At 66.6% G+C, this 19,938-nt stretch carries 22 protein-coding genes, 2 tRNA genes and 1 pseudogene; 15 read left to right on the forward strand and 10 right to left on the reverse strand.

Going from position 1 to position 19,938, the window contains the following annotated elements:
• Positions 1-5: 5 nt before the first annotated feature.
• Together HLH28_RS10315 and HLH28_RS10320 are read left to right on the forward strand one after the other, a co-directional pair.
• A complete protein-coding gene (locus HLH28_RS10315; RefSeq protein WP_182958588.1) occupies positions 6-776 on the forward strand; it encodes an ABC transporter ATP-binding protein in 771 nt (256 codons plus the stop codon).
• Positions 773-3,400, forward strand: a complete 2,628-nt coding sequence (locus HLH28_RS10320) for an ABC transporter permease (protein WP_246395939.1) — start codon at positions 773-775, stop codon at positions 3,398-3,400. Before HLH28_RS10315 ends, HLH28_RS10320 begins: the two co-directional genes overlap by 4 nt.
• A gap of 446 nt (positions 3,401-3,846) precedes the next feature.
• On the opposite strand, the gene HLH28_RS10325 is transcribed toward HLH28_RS10320, so the two are convergent.
• The 3 genes from HLH28_RS10325 to HLH28_RS10335 all read right to left on the reverse strand — a co-directional run bounded on the left by HLH28_RS10325 (position 3,847) and on the right by HLH28_RS10335 (position 5,100).
• A complete protein-coding gene (locus HLH28_RS10325) occupies positions 3,847-3,990 on the reverse strand; it encodes a hypothetical protein (protein WP_220790032.1) in 144 nt (47 codons plus the stop codon).
• Between the two features lie 299 nt (positions 3,991-4,289).
• Positions 4,290-4,365, reverse strand: a tRNA-Ala gene (locus HLH28_RS10330).
• Positions 4,366-4,446: 81 nt separating this feature from the next.
• On the reverse strand, positions 4,447-5,100 hold the full coding sequence (locus tag HLH28_RS10335; protein WP_246395942.1) for a Maf family protein: 654 nt from the start codon (positions 5,098-5,100) through the stop codon (positions 4,447-4,449).
• Positions 5,101-5,528: 428 nt separating this feature from the next.
• Here HLH28_RS10335 and hemE point away from each other — a divergent pair, with 428 nt between their 5' ends.
• From hemE to HLH28_RS10360, 5 genes are all read left to right on the forward strand, one after another.
• Positions 5,529-6,590, forward strand: coding sequence for a uroporphyrinogen decarboxylase (gene hemE / locus HLH28_RS10340; RefSeq protein WP_182958814.1), 1,062 nt, complete (start codon positions 5,529-5,531; stop codon positions 6,588-6,590).
• Positions 6,591-6,592: 2 nt separating this feature from the next.
• Positions 6,593-7,300: an HAD family hydrolase gene (locus HLH28_RS10345; protein ID WP_182958593.1), complete on the forward strand. Its 708-nt coding sequence runs from the start codon at positions 6,593-6,595 to the stop codon at positions 7,298-7,300.
• Positions 7,297-7,746 (forward strand): protoporphyrinogen oxidase HemJ, encoded by a 450-nt coding sequence (gene hemJ, locus HLH28_RS10350; protein ID WP_182958596.1) that lies wholly within the window; start codon positions 7,297-7,299, stop codon positions 7,744-7,746. The genes HLH28_RS10345 and hemJ overlap by 4 nt, the downstream gene beginning before the upstream one ends.
• 104 nt (positions 7,747-7,850) lie before the next feature.
• Positions 7,851-8,735: an aldose 1-epimerase family protein gene (locus tag HLH28_RS10355; RefSeq protein WP_182958599.1), complete on the forward strand. Its 885-nt coding sequence runs from the start codon at positions 7,851-7,853 to the stop codon at positions 8,733-8,735.
• A 103-nt stretch (positions 8,736-8,838) separates the two neighbouring features.
• Positions 8,839-9,495: an SOS response-associated peptidase gene (locus HLH28_RS10360; protein ID WP_182958601.1), complete on the forward strand. Its 657-nt coding sequence runs from the start codon at positions 8,839-8,841 to the stop codon at positions 9,493-9,495.
• Between the two features lie 21 nt (positions 9,496-9,516).
• On the opposite strand, the gene HLH28_RS10365 is transcribed toward HLH28_RS10360, so the two are convergent.
• The 3 genes from HLH28_RS10365 to HLH28_RS10375 form a co-directional block, all read right to left on the reverse strand.
• On the reverse strand, positions 9,517-9,741 hold the full coding sequence (locus HLH28_RS10365; protein WP_182958604.1) for a DUF2171 domain-containing protein: 225 nt from the start codon (positions 9,739-9,741) through the stop codon (positions 9,517-9,519).
• 64 nt (positions 9,742-9,805) lie between these two features.
• A complete protein-coding gene (locus HLH28_RS10370) occupies positions 9,806-10,288 on the reverse strand; it encodes a phosphate-starvation-inducible PsiE family protein (RefSeq protein WP_182958607.1) in 483 nt (160 codons plus the stop codon).
• Positions 10,289-10,389: 101 nt separating this feature from the next.
• Positions 10,390-11,856, reverse strand: coding sequence for an aminotransferase-like domain-containing protein (locus tag HLH28_RS10375; RefSeq protein WP_182958611.1), 1,467 nt, complete (start codon positions 11,854-11,856; stop codon positions 10,390-10,392).
• A gap of 112 nt (positions 11,857-11,968) precedes the next feature.
• On the opposite strand from HLH28_RS10375, the gene HLH28_RS10380 reads away from it, so the two are divergent.
• The gene (locus HLH28_RS10380) at positions 11,969-12,583 is read left to right on the forward strand and encodes a LysE family translocator (protein ID WP_182958614.1); all 615 of its coding nucleotides are present in this window, start codon (positions 11,969-11,971) and stop codon (positions 12,581-12,583) included.
• Complete coding sequence (locus HLH28_RS10385) at positions 12,580-13,323, forward strand: aspartate/glutamate racemase family protein (RefSeq protein ID WP_182958616.1); 744 nt, start codon at positions 12,580-12,582, stop codon at positions 13,321-13,323. The genes HLH28_RS10380 and HLH28_RS10385 overlap by 4 nt, the downstream gene beginning before the upstream one ends.
• On the opposite strand, the gene HLH28_RS10390 is transcribed toward HLH28_RS10385, so the two are convergent.
• Positions 13,304-13,909 carry a TetR/AcrR family transcriptional regulator gene (locus HLH28_RS10390; RefSeq protein WP_246395944.1) on the reverse strand — a complete coding sequence of 202 codons (606 nt, stop codon included), beginning with the start codon at positions 13,907-13,909 and terminating at the stop codon, positions 13,304-13,306. The genes HLH28_RS10385 and HLH28_RS10390 overlap by 20 nt on opposite strands.
• Positions 13,910-14,027: 118 nt before the next feature.
• Here HLH28_RS10390 and HLH28_RS10395 point away from each other — a divergent pair, with 118 nt between their 5' ends.
• From HLH28_RS10395 to HLH28_RS18395, 3 genes are read left to right on the forward strand one after another with little or no spacing between them, the layout of a single operon-like run.
• On the forward strand, positions 14,028-14,732 hold the full coding sequence (locus tag HLH28_RS10395; protein WP_182958618.1) for a glutathione S-transferase family protein: 705 nt from the start codon (positions 14,028-14,030) through the stop codon (positions 14,730-14,732).
• A gap of 31 nt (positions 14,733-14,763) precedes the next feature.
• Entirely contained in the window at positions 14,764-15,006 is a 243-nt protein-coding gene (locus HLH28_RS18390; protein ID WP_182958620.1) for a thioredoxin domain-containing protein, read from the forward strand.
• A gap of 35 nt (positions 15,007-15,041) precedes the next feature.
• Positions 15,042-15,494: a glutathione S-transferase family protein gene (locus HLH28_RS18395; RefSeq protein ID WP_182958622.1), complete on the forward strand. Its 453-nt coding sequence runs from the start codon at positions 15,042-15,044 to the stop codon at positions 15,492-15,494.
• A gap of 782 nt (positions 15,495-16,276) precedes the next feature.
• Here HLH28_RS18395 and HLH28_RS18090 read toward each other — a convergent pair.
• Together HLH28_RS18090 and HLH28_RS10415 are read right to left on the reverse strand one after the other, a co-directional pair.
• Positions 16,277-16,429 (reverse strand): annotated as a pseudogene (locus tag HLH28_RS18090) (toxin-antitoxin system HicB family antitoxin); the annotation flags it as partial.
• A 340-nt stretch (positions 16,430-16,769) separates the two neighbouring features.
• Positions 16,770-16,845, reverse strand: a tRNA-Ala gene (locus tag HLH28_RS10415).
• A 130-nt stretch (positions 16,846-16,975) separates the two neighbouring features.
• Between HLH28_RS10415 and HLH28_RS10420 the strand changes: the two genes are divergently transcribed.
• Together HLH28_RS10420 and HLH28_RS10425 are read left to right on the forward strand one after the other, a co-directional pair.
• Positions 16,976-17,284 carry a YggT family protein gene (locus tag HLH28_RS10420; RefSeq protein WP_182958624.1) on the forward strand — a complete coding sequence of 103 codons (309 nt, stop codon included), beginning with the start codon at positions 16,976-16,978 and terminating at the stop codon, positions 17,282-17,284.
• 92 nt (positions 17,285-17,376) lie between these two features.
• Positions 17,377-17,787: a YjjA family protein gene (locus HLH28_RS10425; protein ID WP_182958626.1), complete on the forward strand. Its 411-nt coding sequence runs from the start codon at positions 17,377-17,379 to the stop codon at positions 17,785-17,787.
• A 128-nt stretch (positions 17,788-17,915) separates the two neighbouring features.
• Here the strand turns inward: HLH28_RS10425 and HLH28_RS10430 are convergent, their stop codons facing one another.
• Positions 17,916-18,956: an L-idonate 5-dehydrogenase gene (locus tag HLH28_RS10430; RefSeq protein WP_182958818.1), complete on the reverse strand. Its 1,041-nt coding sequence runs from the start codon at positions 18,954-18,956 to the stop codon at positions 17,916-17,918.
• A gap of 175 nt (positions 18,957-19,131) precedes the next feature.
• Here HLH28_RS10430 and HLH28_RS10435 point away from each other — a divergent pair, with 175 nt between their 5' ends.
• Positions 19,132-19,668: a heme-degrading domain-containing protein gene (locus HLH28_RS10435; protein WP_182958628.1), complete on the forward strand. Its 537-nt coding sequence runs from the start codon at positions 19,132-19,134 to the stop codon at positions 19,666-19,668.
• Positions 19,669-19,938: the final 270 nt, after the last annotated feature.

Here is a 19,938-nt window from a genome sequence, read left to right on the forward strand (position 1 = left end):
TACGCATGGACGGCGAAGGATTCCCGAGTGGACGGCCGGCTCTGGTAGAGGCGGAGGATCTGTGGCTGACAGTGCCGGCCCGTCCATCGGGGGTCAACCCGAAGGGCGACCCCCATGGCGGCCAGGGCGCCGGCGGCGGCCTGGACATCCTGTCCGGCGTCAGCCTGCGGGTGGGCGAGGGCGAGGCCGTGGGCATCGTCGGCCCGTCCGGGTCGGGCAAGACGTCGCTGCTGATGCTGCTGGCCGGGCTGGAACGCCCGACGCGGGGCCGGGTTCGGATCGCGGGCACGGTGCTGGGCGAGCTGGATGAAAACGCGCTGGCCCGCTTCCGCCGCCGGACGACGGGCATCGTCTTCCAGTCCTTCCAGCTGATCCCGACCATGACGGCGCTGGAAAACGTGCTGGTGCCGCTGGAACTGGCCGGCCGCGCCGACGGGGCCGCGGCCGCGACGGCCGCCCTGGCGGCGGTGGGGCTCGACCGGCGGCTGGGCCATCTGCCGACCGAACTGTCGGGCGGCGAGCAGCAGCGCGTCGCGCTGGCGCGCGCGTTCGTCACCCGGCCGCGCCTGCTGCTGGCCGACGAACCCACGGGCAATCTGGATACCCGCACGGGCGAGAGCGTGATGACGCTGATGTTCAGCCTCCAGCAGCAATATGGCACGACGCTGGTGCTGATCACCCACGATCCGGCGCTGGCGGCCCGATGCGACCGCCGGTTGCATGTCCGCGATGGCCGGGTCACGACCGATCATCCCCTGCGGCAGGACGGTCCATGAGCCCGGCCGCTACGCCCGACACCACGCCCGACCTCGCCCGCGACGCCGGGCCGACGGGCCTGTCGGCGCTGCGGCTGGCCGCACGGCTGGCCCTGCGCGACCTGCGGGGCGGCATCGGCGGTTTCCGGATCGTGCTGCTCTGTCTGGCGCTGGGGGTGGCGGCGATCGGCGCCGTCGGCGGGTTGCGCGCCATGATCCAGGACGGGATCGCGGACCAGCAACGCACGCTGCTGGGCGGGGACCTGGCGATCGACAGCAGCGATCCGCTGCCGGAGGCACTGTCCCGCTTCGTCACCGCACGTGGCGGCCGGATCTCGCAGGTGCTGCGGATGCGCTCGATGCTGTATGCCCCGCGCGAGGTCGCGGGCGACGGACCGGGCGGGCGGATGCTGGTCGAAATCGAGGCCGTCGACGCCGCCTATCCGCTGGTCGGCACCGTGGCCAGCACGCCGTCCCGCCCCCCCGGCCAGGCCCTGTTCGCCGACACCGACCCGCCCGGCGTGCTGGCCGAGCCGATCGTGATCGACCGGCTGGGCCTGAAAGCCGGGGACATGCTGCGGATCGGGTCGGCCCGCTTCCGACTGGCGGGGACATTGACGCACAGTCCCGACAATGCCGGCGGCGTCGTGCTGGCGCCGACCGTGATGATGGACCGCCGGGCCCTGGACGCCGCCGGCCTGCTGCAGGTCGGCGCGCTGGCCAGCCGGTCGCTGCGGATCGCCCTGGATGGCCCGGACGGGGGACGAAGCCTGCGCGCGGCATCGCTGGCCGGCGCCATCGCCCGGCAATTCCCCGACCAGGGCTGGCGTATCCGGGGCGTGGCCGACGCCGCGCCGGGCCTGACGCGCACGATCGACCAGGTCGCGCGGTTCATGGGCCTGACCGGCCTGACGGCCCTGCTGCTGGGCGGCCTGGGAGTGTCGGCGGGCGTCGCCTCGTGGCTGGAGGGACGGGGACGCACCATCGCCGTCCTGCGCTGCCTGGGGGCGCCGGCACGCCTGATTTCCCTGACATTCGGCCTGCAGGTCATGGGGCTGTGCGGCATCGGTATCGGCGCGGGCATGGCCGCCGGCCTGGTGCTGCCGTCGGTGGCGGTCCATGCCCTGTCGGGCCTGCTGCCGGTGGCGCCGGCCCGGGCGCTGTCGGTCTGGCCCGTGCTGCTGGCCGGCCTGTTCGGCGCGCTGGTGGCCGCGTTTTCGGCCATCGTGCCGCTGGTCCGGGCAGCCGCAACCCCGCCGGCCGCCCTGTTCCACGACCAGGGACGCAGGCGGGCGCTGGATCGCGCCGGCCGGATCCGGACCGGGGCCGCGCTGGGGACCTGCGCAATCCTGCTGGGGCTGCTGGCGGTCGTGATGACACCCGACAGCATGTTCGTCGCCGGGTTCCTCGGCGTGGTGCTGGGGGCGGCCGGGGCTCTGGCACTGGCCGGCCTGGGACTGCGCCACCTCGTCGGCGGGGTCGTGGGGCACATGGGGACGGAATGCGGCGTACTGCGGCTGGGACTGGCGCTGTTCGCCCGGCCCGGCGCGCCGACGGCCCGCCTTCTGGTCGCCCTGGGCGCGGGACTGGCGGGCATGGCGACGATCATCCTGGTCGAAGGCGCCATCATGGCGCAATTGCGCGACCAGCTGCCGCGCCATGCCCCGTCCTTCTACTTCGTGGATATACAGCCCTACGATCTGGAACGGTTCGACAGCGTGGCGCGCGCCCAGCCATCGGTGCACGAGATCCAGCAGCTTCCGTCGATGCGCACGCGGGTCGTCGCGATCGACGGGGTGCCGGCCGAACAGGTGCCGGCCACCCCGCAGACAAGATGGGCCCTGCGCGGCGACCACGGGCTGACCCTGTCGGCAACGCCCCCGCCGGGCACGAAACTTGCCGCCGGGGCGTGGTGGCCGGCGGATTATGACGGGCCGCCGCTGCTGTCGCTCGATTCCGGCGTGGCCGCCGGCTGGGGCGTGAAAATCGGCTCGGTCGTGCGGCTGAACGTCCTGGGCCGGTCGATCGATTTCCGGGTGGCGAACCTGCGCACGGTGGCATGGCGGTCGCTGCAGCTGAATTTCGCGTTCGTGGTCTCGCCGGGCCTGTTGTCGCACGCCCCGCATACATTCGTGGCCACGGTGACGACCTCCGGCCGGCCGGACCAGGATGCCGCGGTGCTGGCGGCCGTCACCGACGCCCTGCCGGGGGTCACCGGCATCCGGGTCGCCGACGTGCTGGCGGAACTGGGAACATTGGTCGCTCGCCTGGCCACCGCGCTGGCGGCGGCGGCATCGGTCGTGCTGGCGGCGGGCGGCCTGGTCCTGGCGGCGACGCTGGCGGCGGGATGGCGGCAACGCGTCGCCACGGCCGCAACCTTGCGGGCGCTGGGGGCCAGCGCGGGCCAGGTCCGGACGATCTGGCTGGTGGAATTCGTCGTGCTGGGGCTGGCCGCCGGCCTGTGCGCGGCAGGACTGGGTACGGTCGTCGCCTGGCTGGTGACACGGGGCGTCCTGCATGTGCCATGGACCGGCGCATGGGCCAACCTGGCCCTGACCCTGTCGGGCACCCTGGTCGCGATGATCGGATCGGGGCTGCTGTTCTGCCGATGGGCGCTGCGCGATGCGGGTCGGACACGATCATGACCCATATCGAACCGGGAAGGACAGGTCGGGCGTTGCCCGAGCCCACCAGGGCCCGAGGCCCTGGACCCCGATCATGGATGAACGACCGGGTTCCCAAAGGGCGACGCCCTTTGGCGGGTTTCAGGACAGCGCCCTGAGGCAGCCACCCACGACCCGGTTCATCGGGTCAAAATCCGTTGGGCGTCAGTCCCACGCCGGGACCGCCGACGCCGTATCCGCGCCCGCTTCCGAAGCCCGTCCCCACAGATATGCTTCCGTGGATTTTTTGATCCGTGGGCACCCGCGGCATGGGGGGCGCACCCGCATCGCCGACAGGCGCCTTCAGCAGCGCGGCCCGTTCGTCGGCCGGTCGCGGGTGGGAACAGCCGGTGGCCACGCACATACCGGCAATGGCCAGCACACTGCAGGTCCTGCGGAAACAATGGTCCACCCTGGCGGAGGCCGCGTCAATCATGCCGCTCGACCTTCAATTCGCCGACGGTCAGCCTTTCCACCCGCAATTCCCGGATCGTGACCCGTCCCAGCGCCAGCCGCCCGATCGCGACCGCCCCGATGGCAAGGGCACCGATCGAAAGCGCACCGACCGCCAATGCGCCCGCGGATCCGGCCCCAAAACCCAATAGCCGCGATGTTCGACGTCCGGGTGACGTTGCATCCATGTTTGCCTTCCTGCCATGCAGGCCGTTTCACGCCGACATCTGAATCCGATCGGCAATTCGGACATGGCGTCAAAACATGATCCCGAGAGGATCAGGGTCGTGAGATCATGCAGCCATCGGCGGTAGCGGGGGAAGGGGGGCGATCTGACGGTTGTCCGTCAACGCGCCACAGAGGGGCAATTTTCGGCCCCTCAAACCTGACACTGATTTTCATAGAAACCGGCAGGAACTGGTGGAGCCAATCGGAATCGAACCGACGACCTCCTGAATGCCATTCAGGCGCTCTCCCAACTGAGCTATGGCCCCGCCGTCACCGTTGCCATTCCGTCCGGCACCGTGTGAGTGCGCGGGGTATAACTGCCGTCCGACCCATTGGCAACCCCCTATTTACGACATCACCACCCCATGCTGGCGCAGGAAACCCAGCAGCTTCAGAAGCGGCAGGCCGAGGATGGCGGCGTGCTCGCCCTCCACCCGGTCGAACAGATGGACACCGCGTCCTTCCAGAAGGTAGGCGCCCACAGACGACAGGATCGCGTCGCCCTCGGCTGTCAGGTAGCGGTCCAGGAACGCCTGGGAAAACGGTCGCATCGTCAGTTCCGGCCGCGCGACGTGATGCCAGATCGTCTGGCCGCCCCGCCGGACGACGACCGCCGTATGCAGCACATGCGTCCGTCCCCGCAGCCGCAGCAATTGCGTCCGCGCGCCGTCGCGATCGGCGGGCTTTTCGAACCATTCGCCGTCGCAGGCCAGGATCTGGTCGGCGCCGATCACCACCGCGTCAGGCACCACCGCATCGGAATTGTCGATGCGCCGCGCCTTCATTTCGGCCAGCAGCAGGGCTGCATCGTCCGGCGACGCACCTTCGGCCAGCGCCGACTCCCGAATGGCGTGCTCGTCCACGCGGGCGGGGCGGGATTCGATGTGCAATCCCGCCTGTTCCAGCAGAATCCTGCGGGTTCGGGACTGGCTGGCCAGTACTATCCGGGGCGACTCGGCCTGTAACAGGACGGGGGGCGGTACTAATGACGAGTCGCTCAAGATCCGTGTCTCCGTACTGCGATAATCAAACGGCATATCCGGCCCGGATGAGTACTGGGGTACATGGGGATAGTACTCCGGACGCTTCTTGGCCGTACCGAGTACCGTGGACAACGTCCATCGGGCTCCGTACGGTGGGTTGTACACAGCGCCTTGTCGGTAGTTTCTGGATAAGTTCGATAACCCCTTGAAGATCAGGCGCCTGCAAACTGTACACCCTGTGGGAAAGACGGGGTACGTTTTTGGAAACGTGGGTACCCCGTCATCCACAGGCCCTATATCCCTCTACAGCATTTCTTTCTTCTTATTTCATGTTTAGAGGTAGGACCCGAAACCTGGTGACGGCGTACCGGACGTTTGCCCGGGTCCTGTCATCTTCCGAGAAAGTACGGGATATTCCCGCAATGACAGGAACGAACGACGAGGCGATGACGGATACAGGGAAACCTCTTCTGCGGGTGCTCCAGGGCGAAGCCGTCTGGCCGCCCCCCCTGTGGCTGATGCGGCAGGCCGGGCGATATCTTCCGGAATTCCGGGCGCTGCGGGACAAGGCGGATTTCATCACCCGCTGCATGACGCCGGACCTGGCGACGGAAATCACGCTGCAACCCATCCGGCGCTATGCGATGGATGGGGCGATCCTGTTTTCCGACATCCTGATCCTGCCCTGGGCCATGGGTCAGTCGCTGGAATTCGTGCAGGGCACCGGGCCGGTCCTGGGCGCGATCCGGTCCGAGGCCGATCTGGCGCGGCTGGATCCCCGGCGGGTTCCCGACGCGACGGCGCCCGTGATGGAAACGCTGTCGCGCCTTCGTGCGACCCTGGACGGCCCCGATCCGATCGGCGCGGCGCAGGGCGGCAAGGTGGCGCTGCTGGGCTTCGCCGGCGCGCCCTTCACCGTCGCCTGCTACATGGTCGAGGGCCATGGTTCGCGGGATTTCGAGGCGACGCGGGGCATGGCCTATGCCAACCCGATGCTGTTCGACCGGCTGATGGACATGCTGACGCGGGCGACCGCCGACATGCTGTGCGCGCAGATCGATGCCGGGGCCGAGGCCGTGATGCTGTTCGACAGCTGGGCCGGCCTGCTGCCGCCATCGCAGTTCCGCCGCCATGTCATCGCGCCGACGCGGGCCATCGTGCAGGAAATCCAGGCCCGTCGCCCGGGTGTTCCGGTTATCGGCTTCCCGCGCCTGGCCGGGATCATGGCCGCGGAATACGCGCGTGACACCGGCGTGAAGGTCATGGCGCTGGATACCGGGACCGACATGGCCGCGATGGCCGGCCAGGTGCCGCCGGACCTGACGCTGCAGGGCAATCTCGACCCGCTGCTGCTGCTGGCCGGGGGCGAGGCGATGGCGGCGGAGGCCCGGTCGATCCGCGATGCGATGAAGGGCCGGCCGCATGTCTTCAACCTGGGCCATGGCGTGGTGCCCCCCACCCCGCCGGAACATGTCGGCGAACTCGTGCGCATCGTCAGGGAGGGGTGAGCATGCTGCCCAGGGCGGTCCGGCCGGATGGATGCCTGCGCCTCGTCATCTTCGATTGCGACGGGGTGCTGATCGACAGCGAGGGACCGTCCTGCCGGGCGGTTGCGCGCGAACTGCGCCAGATCGGGCTGGATCTGGACGATGAGGAGGCCGTGCGCCGCCTTGCGGGCAAGGCCCTGACGGTGATCAAGATCGAGGCCGAGGCCGAAACCGGCCGCGCGCTGCCGGCGGACTGGGTCGCAACGATGCAGGGCAAGCTGGTCGAGCTGATGCGGCAGGAGGCCCGGACCATCGACGGCGCGCATGGCATGCTGACGGCGGTGGTCGGGCTGGACCTGCCGGTGCGGGTCGGCTCCAATTCCTCGATCGCGGAAATGGACGTGAAATTCGGTCGGACCGGGCTGGACCGGTTCGTGGCCGACCGGATCCATTCGGCACGTGACATGGGCAAGCCCAAGCCCGATCCGGCGGTCTATCTGCATGCCGCGGAAATCGAAGGCGTGGCCCCGGACGATTGCATCGTGCTGGAAGACACCGATACCGGCGCGCGCGCGGCGCAGGCGGCGGGCATGGCCTGCGTCCTGCTGCGCCCGCTGGACCATCCGGCGCCGGACTGGCCGGGCCTGTTCCGCATCGGGCATCTGTCCGAATTCGCGCCGTTCCTGGAGCGGATCCTGGCATCGCAGGGCCGGGACGGGGGACGGTCTTGATCGAAGGATTCCTGCCGTTCCTGGCATGGTTCAAGGCCCTGCATGTGATGTCCCTGATCGCGTGGATGGCGGGCCTGTTCTACCTGCCGCGCCTGTTCGTCTATCATTGCCAGGTCACGCCCGGGTCGCCGGAAAGCGAACGGTTCAAGATCATGGAACGCAAATTGCTGCGGCAGATCATGACCCCGGCCATGATCTGCACGTTCCTGTTCGGCATCCTGCTGGCCCTGACGCCGGGCACCGTCGATTGGCATGCCGGCTGGTGGTACACCAAGATCGCCGGCGTGCTGGGCCTTGCGGGCTTTCACGGCGCATGTGCATCCTGGCGGCGGCAATTCCAGTCCGATCGCAATACGCGGCCCGAAAATTTCTATCGTGCAGCGAACGAGATTCCGACCGTTCTGATGATGATCGTGGTCATCATGGTGATTGTCCGGCCGTTCTGAAGGTCGGGTTCCGCCCGAACCCGGCAAGGGCAAAGTCCTTGTGACATGACGTGGTCGCCTGTTTTCCGGTAGATTTGGCCATTCCGGAATGGGAGGCGGCGACGATGGACGCGACGGATCATGTATTCGGGACCGACAGGATGGCGGTGCGCGTCGCTGCGGCGGGGGCGGAGCTTCATTCGCTGCGGGATGCGGCGGGGCGCGAGCTGATCTGGGCCGGCCTGCCGGCGTGGCCGCGCCATGCGCCGGTTCTGTTTCCCATCGTCGGAAGACTGGCGGACGATACGGCCTGGATCGACGGCAAGCCCTGCCATCTGACCCAGCACGGCTTCGCCCGCGACCGGATGTTCCGCTGGGTCGAGCGGACGGAGACCGGATGCACGCTGGTCCTGGACGATGATGAGGCCAGCCGCCAGGTCTTTCCCTTCCGGTTTTCCCTGACGATCGGTTACAGGGTCGATGGCGACAGGCTGCATGTCGGCTATACGCTGCATAATCCGGACGATCACGCCATTTTGCATGCGTCGCTGGGCGCGCATCCTGCCTTCGTCTGGCCTTTGCGTGCCGACGTGGCGAAGGAGGACCATGTCCTGGAATTCGCCAGTCCGGAACCCGCGCCGGTCCGGCGGGTGGCGAAGGGATTGCTGCTGCCCGACCTGTTTCCCTCGCCGATCGAGGGGCGAATCCTGAAATTGTCCGAAGATCTGTTCGCGGCGGACGCGTTGATCCTGGATCATCCGGCCAGCCGGGAAGTCATGTTCCGCACCCCGGATGGCGATGGGCTGACGATGGCATGGCATGGGTTCGAGCAACTCGGCCTGTGGATGAAACCGGGGGCGGATTTCCTGTGTATCGAGCCGTGGCACGGTTTTGCCAGCCCCGTGGATTTTTCAGGAGATTTCATGACCAAACCCGGATTGCTGCACATCGCGCCCGGGCAGGACTGGACCGCCTCATGGTCTGTAAAGCTGAAACCCGTCCCCCATTGACCAGTTGGATTCCAAGGCAGGCCTTTGATGGGGTTCAAGGGGCAAGGCCCCTTGGTCCTGAATATGGTTTCCACTTCATTATTTATGGACGGTCCTTTTTCGAATGTGCGGACGTTTCGCCAACGACCTGCCGAAGGAGCTGATGCAGCAGGTCTTCCGGACGACGGGCCCGGCCCCGGACTGGCTGGCGTCCTGGAACATCGCGCCAAGGCAGCCCGCGCCGGTCGTGCGGCGTCATCCGGCGACGGGCGAACGCAGGCTGGACCTGCTGATGTGGGGCCTGGTGCCCAACTGGGCAAAAGATATGGAGCGGCAGCCGATCAACGCGCGTGCGGAAACGGTCGCGACCTCCGGCATGTTTCGCGCCGCGTTCCGGTCCCGCCGGTGCCTGGTTCCGGCGACGGCCTATTACGAATGGAAGACCGGTTCGCTCCCCCGGCCACCCTACGCGTTCGCGCGGCGGGACGGGGCACCCCTGGCGCTGGCCGGCCTGTGGGAGTCATGGGAGTATGAGGGCGATATCCTGCGCACGTTTGCGATCATCACCACCCGGGCCAGCGACGCGGTGCGGTCGATCCACGACCGGATGCCCGTCATCGTTGAGGAGCGGGACCAGGATATCTGGCTGAATGCCCCGCCCCAGGTCGCGGGCGACCTGCTGCATGCGGCCGGGGAAGATGTCCTGCGATTCTGGCCGATCGGCATGGCGGTCAACAGCACACGCAATAACGGGCCGGAATTGCTGCAGGCGATCGGATAACCGGGCCGCAAGCCTCGGCCGCTATTCCTCGAACGTGACCGCCACGTCGCCATTTGCGGACAACCGTACGGTGTCGCCTTCGACACCGGCGATCAGGCCGATCGAGATGTAGTGACATTTGCCGTCCGCGGCGTCGGTTTTCGCAAGGCGGATGCGATGGCGCTCGACATGGTCGACGGTGCCGACATGCACGCCGTCGGCGCCGATGACGTCCGCATGTTCCTTGATCAGGGCCAGATCAACCATCGGATTTTCCCCAGTGCTCGAGATCCGATGTAACGCGACATCACATGCCCGGTTGCCGCACCTGTCAGGGATGTTCCGCCGGGTGGGCATCATCCGCCGGGGGTGATCCCGGGGCGGGCGTGCGGATGAACCAGTAGACGATGCCCAGGGACAGGACGGCGGCCGACAGGGCCAGCATTTCCATGACATTCACGCCGCTGAGATCGAGGACGATGAATTTCCGCACCGTGGCCATCATCCCGATCAGCAGGACCGAGCGCATGCGGATCATGCTGTGGGGCTGGACGTCGGGCAGGACCAGGATGGAATGCTTGAATTCCAGGGCGATGAGGACGGTAAAGAACATGCCGAACAGGCTTTGCAGCACCTGCGGGCTGGTCGGGGACAGTCCGGCGGTCAGCAGCATGTGCCCGACGGCCACGACGACGTGAAACAGCGACAGGCTGGCGATGATGACGATCAGGAACGTGAGTACGAGCATCGCACATTCCTCGAACAGGTCGAAGACTTTCGCCGTCTGCAGGAAGCCTGGTATTCGGGGAATCATGTCGGTTTGCCTCTGTCCATCCTTCGCGATGGCCGCGAAGGTAACAGAAACGCGATCATTTACACACCGTAGGGCACGAAGGCACGGAAAGGGAGGGCCGCTCAGCCCGCCGCCCGTGCGCCTGCTTCGGCCAGGATGGTGCGCAGAACCGGCCATAATTTCGGCTGGTCCGCGACGCTGACGGTAAAGCGCAGCATGGTGGACGGCGCCTGCAGGGGCGAAAACAGGGAACCGGGGGCCAGCAGCACGCCGTGGTCCGCGGCCAGGCGTGCGACGGTTTCGGAATCGCGTCCGCAATCGGCCCACACGAACATGCCCGCATAGGGCAGATGCGGCAGCATCAGGCCGCAGCCGGTCAGGGCCTCGATGCAGCGGTGGCGCGCCTGGTCGACGCGCTGGCGCACCCGCGTCAGGTGACGGGTGTAATGGCCCTCGTGCAGCAGGCGGTGCACCACGCTTTCGCCGAGGCGCGGCGTCGTCAGACCGGCCAGCAGCTTCAGGTCGGTCAGGCGCGCGATCAGGTCCGGCCGCGCGGCCAGCATCCCCACCCGCAGGCCGGCCGCCAGTGTCTTGGCATAGCCGCCGACCAGGATGACGCGGCGCAGGCGGTCCAGCGTGGCCAGCCTGATGGGGACGCCTGGATGGAAATCCGCGTAGGTATCGTCTTCCACGATCAGGAAATCGTGCCGGTCGGCCAGGCGCAGCACGTCATGGGCCGCGGCCGCGGCCAGCGTATGGCCGGTCGGATTGTGAACCGCGCTGTTGATCAGGAACAGCCGGGGCCGATGGGTCGCGGCCAGCCGGTCCAGCGCCTCCAGGTCGGGTCCGTCCGGGCCGCGCGGCACGCCGACGATCCTCGTGCCATAGGTCGCGAGCCGCCCGAAGATCAGGAACCAGCCGGGATCCTCGACCAGAACGGTGTCGCCGGGCTGCACCAGCAGGCGCAGGATCAGGTCCAGTCCCTGGGTCACGCCGGCCGTCGTCATCAGATGATGGTCGGGATGGGCCGCGATGCCCTGGCTTTGCAGAATGGAGGCCAGTTGCACGCGCAGCGGCGCATGTCCGCGCGGATGGCCGTAATCGAGAAATTCCGCGCCAGCCCGGCGGCCGACCGCACGGATGGCGGCATTGACGATATCCGCATCCAGCCAGCCCGCGGGCAGCAGGCCGGCGGCCGCCGGAATCTCGACCGGGGCGCCGTCATCGAACATGCCCCGCAGCAGCCACGCGACATCCAGCCGCGATGACGGTGCCCCGGCAGGGGAGACGGCATCGGCGATCGGTGGCGTCGCCGCCCGTCTCCGCACGAAATAGCCCGAGCCATGGCGCGGTTCGACCAGGCCGCGCGCCACAAGGCGTTCATAGGCCTCGACCACGGTGAAGCGGCTGAGGCCGGCGCTTTCCGCCATGCGCCGCACCGATGGCAGGCGGCTGCCCGGGCGCAGGGCGTGATCGGCGATGCGGGCCGAAAGCTCGTCTTCCAACTGCGCGACCAGGGTCCGGTCGCCCCCGCGCACCGGCTGCCAGCGGGGCGGCAGGGCGGAGGAGCGGGCATGTTCAACTGGCATGGTCCGGTTCCCGGTACAGTATGGAGAAAGGCAGATGAACTGTACCGGTCCTGTTCCGGCCAGATCGTCAATACTTCCGTCACGCGCGGTCCTGCAAACGGAGATTTCCCCCATGTCCGCCTTCTGGCACGATTTCGGACCCCTGGCCGTGTTCGCCCTGGTCGCGTCGATCACGCCGGGGCCGAACAATACGATGCTGGCGGCATCGGGCCTTACGCACGGCTTCCGGCGGACGCTGCCGCATATGCTCGGCGTCTCGGTCGGCTTCGTGATCATGGTGGGGTTGGTGGGCGTCGGGCTGGGCACGGTCTTCGACCGGCTGCCCTGGCTCTATGGGCTGCTGAAATATGTCAGTGCGGTCTACCTGCTGTGGCTGGCGTGGAAGATCGCCAATGCGGGCGTCGACGCCTCGTCGTCCGGGGCGGGCCGGCCGCTGGGCTTCCTCCAGGCTGCCGGCTTCCAGTGGGTAAATCCGAAAGCCTGGGTCATGGCGATCGGTATCGTGTCCGCCTATACGCCCCGGGGCGATTTCCTGTTCAACCTGCTGGTGGCCTGCCTGATCTGCGGGGCGATCAACCTGCCGACGGTCAGCCTCTGGACGGGGTTCGGTGCCGGCATGCGGCGCTGGCTGGCGCGGCCGGCCATCCTGCGCGGCTTCAATCTCGGGATGGCGCTGCTGCTGGTGGCGTCGCTGTATCCCCTGTTGCAGGAGGCCGCCGCGCGATGAGGACGATCGGCCTGATCGGCGGCATGAGCTGGGAGAGTTCGGCCGTCTATTACCGCCTGATCAATGACGGCGTGCGCCAGCGCCTGGGCGGGCTGCATTCCGCGCGCTGTCTGATGTGGTCGTTCGATTTCGCCGAAATCGAGAATGCGCAACGCACCGGTCGCTGGGACGACGCGGCGGCGCTGATGATCGACGCGGCAAGACGGCTGGAACATGGCGCGGCGGCGTTCGTGATGATCTGTACGAACACCATGCACCGCATGGCCGACGAGGTGCAGGACGCGATCGATATCCCGCTGCTGCATATCGCCGATCCGACGGCCAAACGCATCCGCGCGGACGGGCTGCGCCGCGTGGCCCTCCTGGGCACGGCCTTCACCATGGAACAGGATTTCTACAAGGGCCGCCTGTCGGGTCGGCACGGCCTGGACGTGCTCGTCCCCGACGAGGAGGATCGCCAAACGATCCATCGGGTGATCTATCAGGAACTGGTGCAGGGGCGCGTGCTGCCGGACTCGCGGCAGGCGTGCCGCGAGATCATCGGGCGACTGGTGCGATGCGGGGCCGAGGCGGTGATCCTGGGCTGCACGGAACTCATGCTGCTGATCGGTCCCGAGGACAGCCCGGTGCCGCTGTACGATACCACCGCGCTGCATGCCGAGGCGGCGGTGACGATGAGCCTGGGCGCATCGGGCCGGGCATTGCCCGACCCAGGCGGTATTACCCGGCGGCCGGGGTAACCGGACCGAGCAGGGTCAGCGCCGATCGCAGCATGCCCTCGAACAGTTCCCGCTCCGGCTGGACCCGCGCCATGACGCGGATTCCGAGAAGGACGGCGAGCAGGTTTCGCGCCACGTCTTCAGGCGGCAGGACGGGCGTGATCGTCCCGTCCGCCTGCCCGGCGGCGACGGCGCGGCAGAAGAACGCCTCGATCCGGCCCAGCCGGTCGGCGACCGCCTGCCTGCAGTCCGGTTCGTGCGGCGCGACCTCCAGCGCCGAATTGATCACGAGACATCCTTTGCGCGCCGTGTCACGGAGCGATTCCTCGATGATGTCGCGCAAGACGGTCTCGATCGCCTGTCGCGGGGGCACCTGTCCCTCCAGCCGGGCGATGCGTGCGGTGGTGCCGCGTTCGGAATAGCGGTCCAGCGCGCGGCGAAAGAGGGCATGCTTGTCACCAAAGGCGTTGTAGAGGCTGGCGCCGGTAATGCCCATCCGCTCCGCCAGGTCCCGGACCGAGGTCGCTTCATATCCGCGCGTCCAGAAGCATTCGATGGCCGCATCCAGTGCCGCCGCCTCATCGAATTCCCGTGGTCTTGCCATCATTCTCCCCATCGCCCGCAGGATGGGGCGTTCGCGTCATGCCATCTTGCCGTGTTTTAGATCGAACGATATAAAACACAAGGTCAGGCGACCGGCCCGACGGACCGAAGGAGAGATGTCCATGATCCGCTTCTATTTCCATCCCACGCCCAATCCGGCGAAGGTGGCCCTGTTCCTCGAGGAAACGGGCCTGCCGCACGAGGTCATTCCCGTCGATACCCGCAAGGGCGCGCAGCACGACCCGTCCTTCCTCGCGATCAATCCGAACGGCAAGGTGCCGGCCATCGTGGATACCGACGGGCCGGGCGGCCAGGCGGCTCGGGTGTTCGATTCCAGTGCGATCCTGCTGTACCTTGCCGAAAAGACCGGGCGTTTCCTGGGCGATCCGGCCGACCGGCCGGAACTGCTGTCCTGGCTGTTCTTCATCGCCACGGGCATCGGGCCCTTTTCGGGGCAGGCGGTGCATTTCCAGCATTATGCGCCCGAGGGATCCGACTACGCCGTCAATCGCTATAGGCGCGAGATCGCGCGTCACTATCGCGTGCTCGACACCCATCTGGCCGGACGGGACTATATCGTCGGTGCCGAATACACGATTGCGGACATGTCGGGCTGGGGCTGGCTGAATGTCGCCGCACGGGTCCTGAAGACAGAGGACGATCCGTTTGCGGATTATCCCAATATCGGGCGCTGGTTCGCCGCGATCGACGCACGCCCGGCGGCGGCCCGGGCCAGGATTGTCGGTCGGGACCATCCGTTCAAGACCGATTTCGACGAGACTGCGCGTCGTGCCCTGTTTCCGTCCAACTATCCGCCGGCTGTGTGACGGGAAGGGGCCACAGGATAATCGGTCCCTCTTGCTGGCCAATGCCGAATGGCCATGGGATCACGGGAAGCCCCGGCTGGATTGGATGATCCATCCCGAGGATATCAGCGCAGGCGATCAGTTCAAGTCCGAATTCCTGGCGCTTCATTCCCGCCGATATCCGGGGACGCAAGGTTGTGACGGAGTGGCTGTTCTGGCAGATGGGCAGAACTGGGATCGACGGCCAGCCAGAATCATCATTTCAGCCGATGTGCGCCGGAGAATTTCCTCATGAGATCACGCTTTATGTGAACGAGACCGATCGGCTCCATGGCATTCCGCATGGCCGAACGGCCTTTCCGTGCGGGCGAGGCGTACGGCATTGCGGACATGGCCCGCTATCCGTGGACCGTGCCATGGCGACGCCAGCAGAAAAATCTGGACGATGTCGCGAACCTGCATTTCTGGTTTGCCATCATCGCGGCACGATGGCGACAGGGGCATGGAAGGCCAACGCCGGGCGGGCGCGGTGGGCTGCGGACTCGTCCTGCCGAACGGACCGCCCTGGAGATTTCAAGGGCGGTCGAGAAATTCCGTGATGATCGGGTGCCAAAAATCCGGTCCTGTCCATCCCCGTTCGCCGGGATGATTCAGGCAAATGCTCTCGACGGAAAACAAGCCGTCGCACGACACGAAGCGGCCTGTTTCAATATGCGCCGCACCATTCATGACGGGCGGCAGGTCTTCCCATTTCGTGCGTGGCAATTCATGCGTATATCTTGACCAGGATGTCTTCGAAAACATCAGCATTTTACGAGGTTTAAGAAGAGACAGAATTGTCGGCAGCGATTTTTCTCCAAGCCGGTACATCGACGTGGTCGCCTGTTCCAGGCTCCCATGTGCCGGTCGAATCACCGCGCCTTGGCAAAAGTTCGCAAATGCATACCGATCCCAGAACGTGGGAACCGGGACAGCCGTGGCGGGAAGCCAATGATGGCTTTTCGAATGTTGGAAAAGGGGAGGCTGCTTGTCAGTACGATGGCCTGCTCAAGACGCGGTAGCAGAGGACGGCGGGGAGGGGGGCTGTTGCGCGGGCCGAGCAGAACTGCCATCAAAAAAGCCCGGCGTTGGCCGGGCTTTTTTGCGTGTCGCTCACTTCGTGGCGCCGGGTGTGGGTCTCGGACTCTGTCCGGGCGCAGGATGTTCTTTCGGATCCTTGCCGGTGGCGAGATCGGCATAGGCTTTCGTCTTCGTTTGCGCGGTCTTGGACGCCGTCGCTTTCTTGGATGCGGAAGATGGGGTACTTCTGTTCCTGTCCATAGCGCCCTCCTTGGGATGTGGAACAGGACATAAGGTGGCGCACGAGGGCTGCAAGGGCGGATGACCCTGGGGAAACAGGGATATTTTGAGTCCTCCGGACCGGCCTCGGCGCGGGCGAAAATGCCGGACTTCGGCCGTCAGGCGAAACCTTTGCGGACGCCCGGCGCGTGGTCGGGCCGCCCGCGGTGGCTCATTCCTGCCATCGGTTCCAGTCGTCCGGCCGCATGAGTTGCACCGGGAAAGAATCAGCTGGCGGCCTCGGAGATCACATCCTGCATAAACTGGTTGGGGCTTACGCCCATGGCCGCAGCAGCTTCGGCGGTGCGCGCATGCAGTTCCTTGTCCACCCGGACCGGGAACTTGCCCGAATATGCCGCACCGGGTTGATTCCTTTTCGGCGCACATGTCGAAGGAAGACCGGAAGCGAGATGCCCCCAGGTGCCGCAGGTCGGTCATGCTGTCGGCATAGAAGCCAACCCCTTCGCCGGGGCCGACGAGTTCCCTGGGGAAGATGCCGATCTCGGGATAAAACGGGATCCCGGCGCGAGGGCCGTCGAGCATTGGAGCGACGACATCCGGGCCGGAGCCCATCGCGGTCGCGATGTCTGGGGAAGGTCACGGCTTAACGAATGTCTGCCGGGGCCTTGGCTATCCCAGTCATTCAAGAGGGACAGCACGAGGGGGCGATTTTCAACCCCTCTTCCAACGTCCTGATTTTCAGGTGGAAATGTCGGCCAGTGGTGGAGCTGAGGGGAATCGAACCCCTGACCTCCTCATTGCGAACGAGGCGCTCTCCCAACTGAGCTACAGCCCCACTGCCTGACGGGCTGGATAAATAACGGCAAGCGGGCGTTTGTCAAGCGGGGATCGGGGGGCGCGTGGAGTTGTGCCGGCGTCCGGCTGACGATAGGCTTTCGGTCCTGCCATTGCCGGAGATTGCCGCATTGATCACTCTTGTCTTCACCCTGTTGTTCGAACTGATCAGACTGTACACGTGGGTGCTCGTGATCTCGTGCGTGTTCAGTTTCCTGTATGGATTCGGCGTGCTCGATCCCCGTAACCGGATCGTGTGGAATATCGGCAATTTCCTGAACCGCCTGACGGAGCCCGCCTTGCAGCCGATCCGACGTATCCTGCCGGCGATGGGCAACATGGATTTCAGCCCGCTGGTGCTGCTGCTGTTGATACAATATGTCCTGACCCCGCTGCTGCGGCAGCTTTATTTTGCCCTGATCATCGGTGGCGTCCCCTGACAGGCCGAGGCGGATATCCTTTATCCTTCATAATGCGGACATAACTTCGGCTCAGGATGGCGGGCCTGACGATAGATAGAAAGGACATGGTCATGACCGGACGTATCGCTGTTTCGTCGGCTCTTGCCGTTCTGGCGCTCGCGGCGGGTGTCGCAACGGCACGGGCGCAGATGCCGAGCATGCCGGGGATGCCTGGCATGAACATGGGCGGCGGAATGGGGCTGCCGTCGGTGACGTCGGCGGCGCCGGGCAATCTGGCGGGCGTCCTGGGGTTCTGCGTTCAGAACAATTATCTGGGGGCCAGCACGGCGTCCCCGGTCATGAGCGCCCTCGGCCAGAAGACGGGTACCGACAGCAGCCAATATCAGGCGGGGCAACGCGGGCTGCTGGACACCGGGAATGGCAGGACATTCTCCCTGGCCGGCGCCGGCCAGGGCATCAAGCAGCAGATGACGCAGAAGGTCTGCAACCAGGTCCTCAGCCGCGCGCAATCCCTGCTGTGACAGCAAGGGCCTCGGCCCTTGCGATCCCATAAGGCTTCAGAAAGTTCGGGGTTTCCAGAGGGCTGCGCCCTTTGGTGGGTCAAGGGCAGCGCCCTTGCCTTCCCCCGCCCAATGCGGCGGGGGACGCCTCATTCCCCGATGCTGAGCAGAACCTTGGACGCGCTCTGCCGGTCGGACGAGGCGGCGAACGCGGCGCCGTAGGACGTGAAACCGAATTCGTGGGTGACCAGTCCATCCGCGATATCCGGATGCGCCGCCAGCAGGTCCAGCGCGTCGACGAATTCGGAATCGAAGCGGAACGAGCCGCGCAGATCCAGCTCGCGCGCGATGATCTGTGCCATCGGCACCTCGATATTGCCGGGGGGGAACATCCCGACCTGGACCAGGATGCCGCCCCGGCGCGTGTGGGCGATCGCGAAGGGCAGGGCCCGAACGACGCCCGTGGCCTCGAACACGATGTCGAATTCCTCGTCCGGGGCGGTGGTGGCGGTGTTCCATGTTTCGGTCGCGCCCAGGCGGCGGGCGACCGACAGCGGAAAATCATGCAAATCGGTGGCCACGATGCGGGCGGCCCCCCTGACGGCCAGGCCGGCGACGATCAGCGCCCCGATGGGGCCGGATCCCTGAACCAGCACGGATGCCCCGGCGCAGGTTCCGGCGCGGGCGATGGCGTGCAGCGCCACCGCGAACGGCTCGGCCAGGGCCGCGCGGCGCAAATCCAGCCCGGGCGGCAGGTGATGCAGCTGCGATGCGGCCACGGTCATGACCCGGCGAAATCCGCCATGGGTGTGCGGCAGGTAGGCCGCGCTGCCGAAAAACCGCATGTTGCGGCACAGATTATGTAATTCGCGCCGGCATTCGGGGCATGTGCCGCACGGGCGGGCCGGGTGGATCGCCACCGGATCGCCGGCCTGGAACCCGGTGACGTTCGCGCCGCAGGACAGGACGATGCCCGAAACCTCATGCCCCAGGACCATGGGTTCGCGCAGGACGGATGCGCCCACGCCGCCATGCTGCAGGTAATGCATGTCCGATCCGCAGATGCCGCCCCAGGCGATGCGGACGCTGACTTCGTCCGGTCCGGGGGGCGGGAGGGCGACCGAATCGATCCGCAGGTCGCCCGCGCCGTGAATGACCAGGGCGTCGGTGCTGGTGGAAAGATCCGTCATGAGATCCATCGCGTCGATATCCGCAGAAAAGGGGGGAAACGTGACGGGACTATCGATCCGGATCGGACCGGGCAGAAATCACGATAAAGTCACCCACCGGTCGCCACTGCGTTTTCGGTGCTATCGCGGCACATCATGTCGCCGCATCGCGGCGTCGCAGACAGGGAGCACATGGATGGCGAATCAGGCAGGAACGGGCGGCGCGGCCAGCGGCCTGTCGTCGGAGGTCAGGGACCTGGAACTGATCGCCCGGCAGGAGCGGGATCTGGTCCTGCCGGGCCTGACCGAGGCCGACGCCTGGGAACTGGGATGCTGGCTGCGGCGGACGGCGGCGGACAGGCGCCACCCGATCGCCATCGACATCCGGCGTGGCGGCCAGACGCTGTTCAGCGCGTGTCTGGAAGGCGCGACGCCGGACAATCTGGGCTGGATCGCGCGCAAGACGCGCGTGGCCGAGCGCTTCCACCGCCCGTCCTATGCGATCGGGCTGCTGCTGCAGCAGGAAGGCAAGACGATCACCGCGCGCTTCGGCCTGCCGGAGGCCGAGTACGCCCCCTTTGGCGGCGCCTTTCCGTTGCGCGTGCGCGGGGTGGGAGTGGTCGGGACGGTCTGCGTGTCCGGCCTGCCGCAGCGCGAGGACCACCGGCTGGTGGTCGAGGCGCTGGGCGCGTTCCTGGGCATTCCGACGGACGAGATGCAGCTTCGGCCCTGATCGTAAATTTTGCAGCGCACAAATACGAATTTGTGAAGCAGATCGTTTGCGGAAGCGCTTGCGGCCCCTTGGGCGTTGGCCTCTATCATGGGGGCTCGTATCCTGCGGGGGCGGCGGACATGCCGTTCCCGGGAAACGGATTGCCCGGACGACCGACAGACAGGACCGGCACGCGAGGAAGGGGGCCATGCAGGCCCGGCGGAACTCTCGGCGCCGTATCGTGTTTTTGGTGCGACGTCCGACCGCCACGGCAATCTTAACAATAACATA

The organism is Gluconacetobacter tumulisoli (assembly GCF_014174155.1).
GTDB lineage: Bacteria > Pseudomonadota > Alphaproteobacteria > Acetobacterales > Acetobacteraceae > Gluconacetobacter > Gluconacetobacter tumulisoli.

Excerpts from the sequence above, each read along its gene's own strand:
- HLH28_RS18395 (WP_182958622.1), top strand. The coding sequence starts at position 15,042 with ATGGCATTCCGCATGGCCGAACGGCCTTTCCGTGCGGGCGAGGCGTAC.
- HLH28_RS10355 (WP_182958599.1), top strand. The coding sequence starts at position 7,851 with ATGGACGCGACGGATCATGTATTCGGGACCGACAGGATGGCGGTGCGC.
- HLH28_RS10425 (WP_182958626.1), top strand. The coding sequence starts at position 17,377 with ATGACCGGACGTATCGCTGTTTCGTCGGCTCTTGCCGTTCTGGCGCTC.
- HLH28_RS10390 (WP_246395944.1), bottom strand. The coding sequence starts at position 13,909 with ATGATGGCAAGACCACGGGAATTCGATGAGGCGGCGGCACTGGATGCG.
- hemE (WP_182958814.1), top strand. The coding sequence starts at position 5,529 with ATGACGGATACAGGGAAACCTCTTCTGCGGGTGCTCCAGGGCGAAGCC.
- HLH28_RS10360 (WP_182958601.1), top strand. The coding sequence starts at position 8,839 with ATGTGCGGACGTTTCGCCAACGACCTGCCGAAGGAGCTGATGCAGCAG.
- HLH28_RS10375 (WP_182958611.1), bottom strand. The coding sequence starts at position 11,856 with ATGCCAGTTGAACATGCCCGCTCCTCCGCCCTGCCGCCCCGCTGGCAG.
- HLH28_RS10430 (WP_182958818.1), bottom strand. The coding sequence starts at position 18,956 with ATGACGGATCTTTCCACCAGCACCGACGCCCTGGTCATTCACGGCGCG.
- HLH28_RS10370 (WP_182958607.1), bottom strand. The coding sequence starts at position 10,288 with ATGATTCCCCGAATACCAGGCTTCCTGCAGACGGCGAAAGTCTTCGAC.
- HLH28_RS10385 (WP_182958616.1), top strand. The coding sequence starts at position 12,580 with ATGAGGACGATCGGCCTGATCGGCGGCATGAGCTGGGAGAGTTCGGCC.
- HLH28_RS10320 (WP_246395939.1), top strand. The coding sequence starts at position 773 with ATGAGCCCGGCCGCTACGCCCGACACCACGCCCGACCTCGCCCGCGAC.
- HLH28_RS10345 (WP_182958593.1), top strand. The coding sequence starts at position 6,593 with ATGCTGCCCAGGGCGGTCCGGCCGGATGGATGCCTGCGCCTCGTCATC.
- HLH28_RS10395 (WP_182958618.1), top strand. The coding sequence starts at position 14,028 with ATGATCCGCTTCTATTTCCATCCCACGCCCAATCCGGCGAAGGTGGCC.
- HLH28_RS10365 (WP_182958604.1), bottom strand. The coding sequence starts at position 9,741 with ATGGTTGATCTGGCCCTGATCAAGGAACATGCGGACGTCATCGGCGCC.
- HLH28_RS10435 (WP_182958628.1), top strand. The coding sequence starts at position 19,132 with ATGGCGAATCAGGCAGGAACGGGCGGCGCGGCCAGCGGCCTGTCGTCG.
- HLH28_RS10315 (WP_182958588.1), top strand. The coding sequence starts at position 6 with ATGGACGGCGAAGGATTCCCGAGTGGACGGCCGGCTCTGGTAGAGGCG.
- HLH28_RS10380 (WP_182958614.1), top strand. The coding sequence starts at position 11,969 with ATGTCCGCCTTCTGGCACGATTTCGGACCCCTGGCCGTGTTCGCCCTG.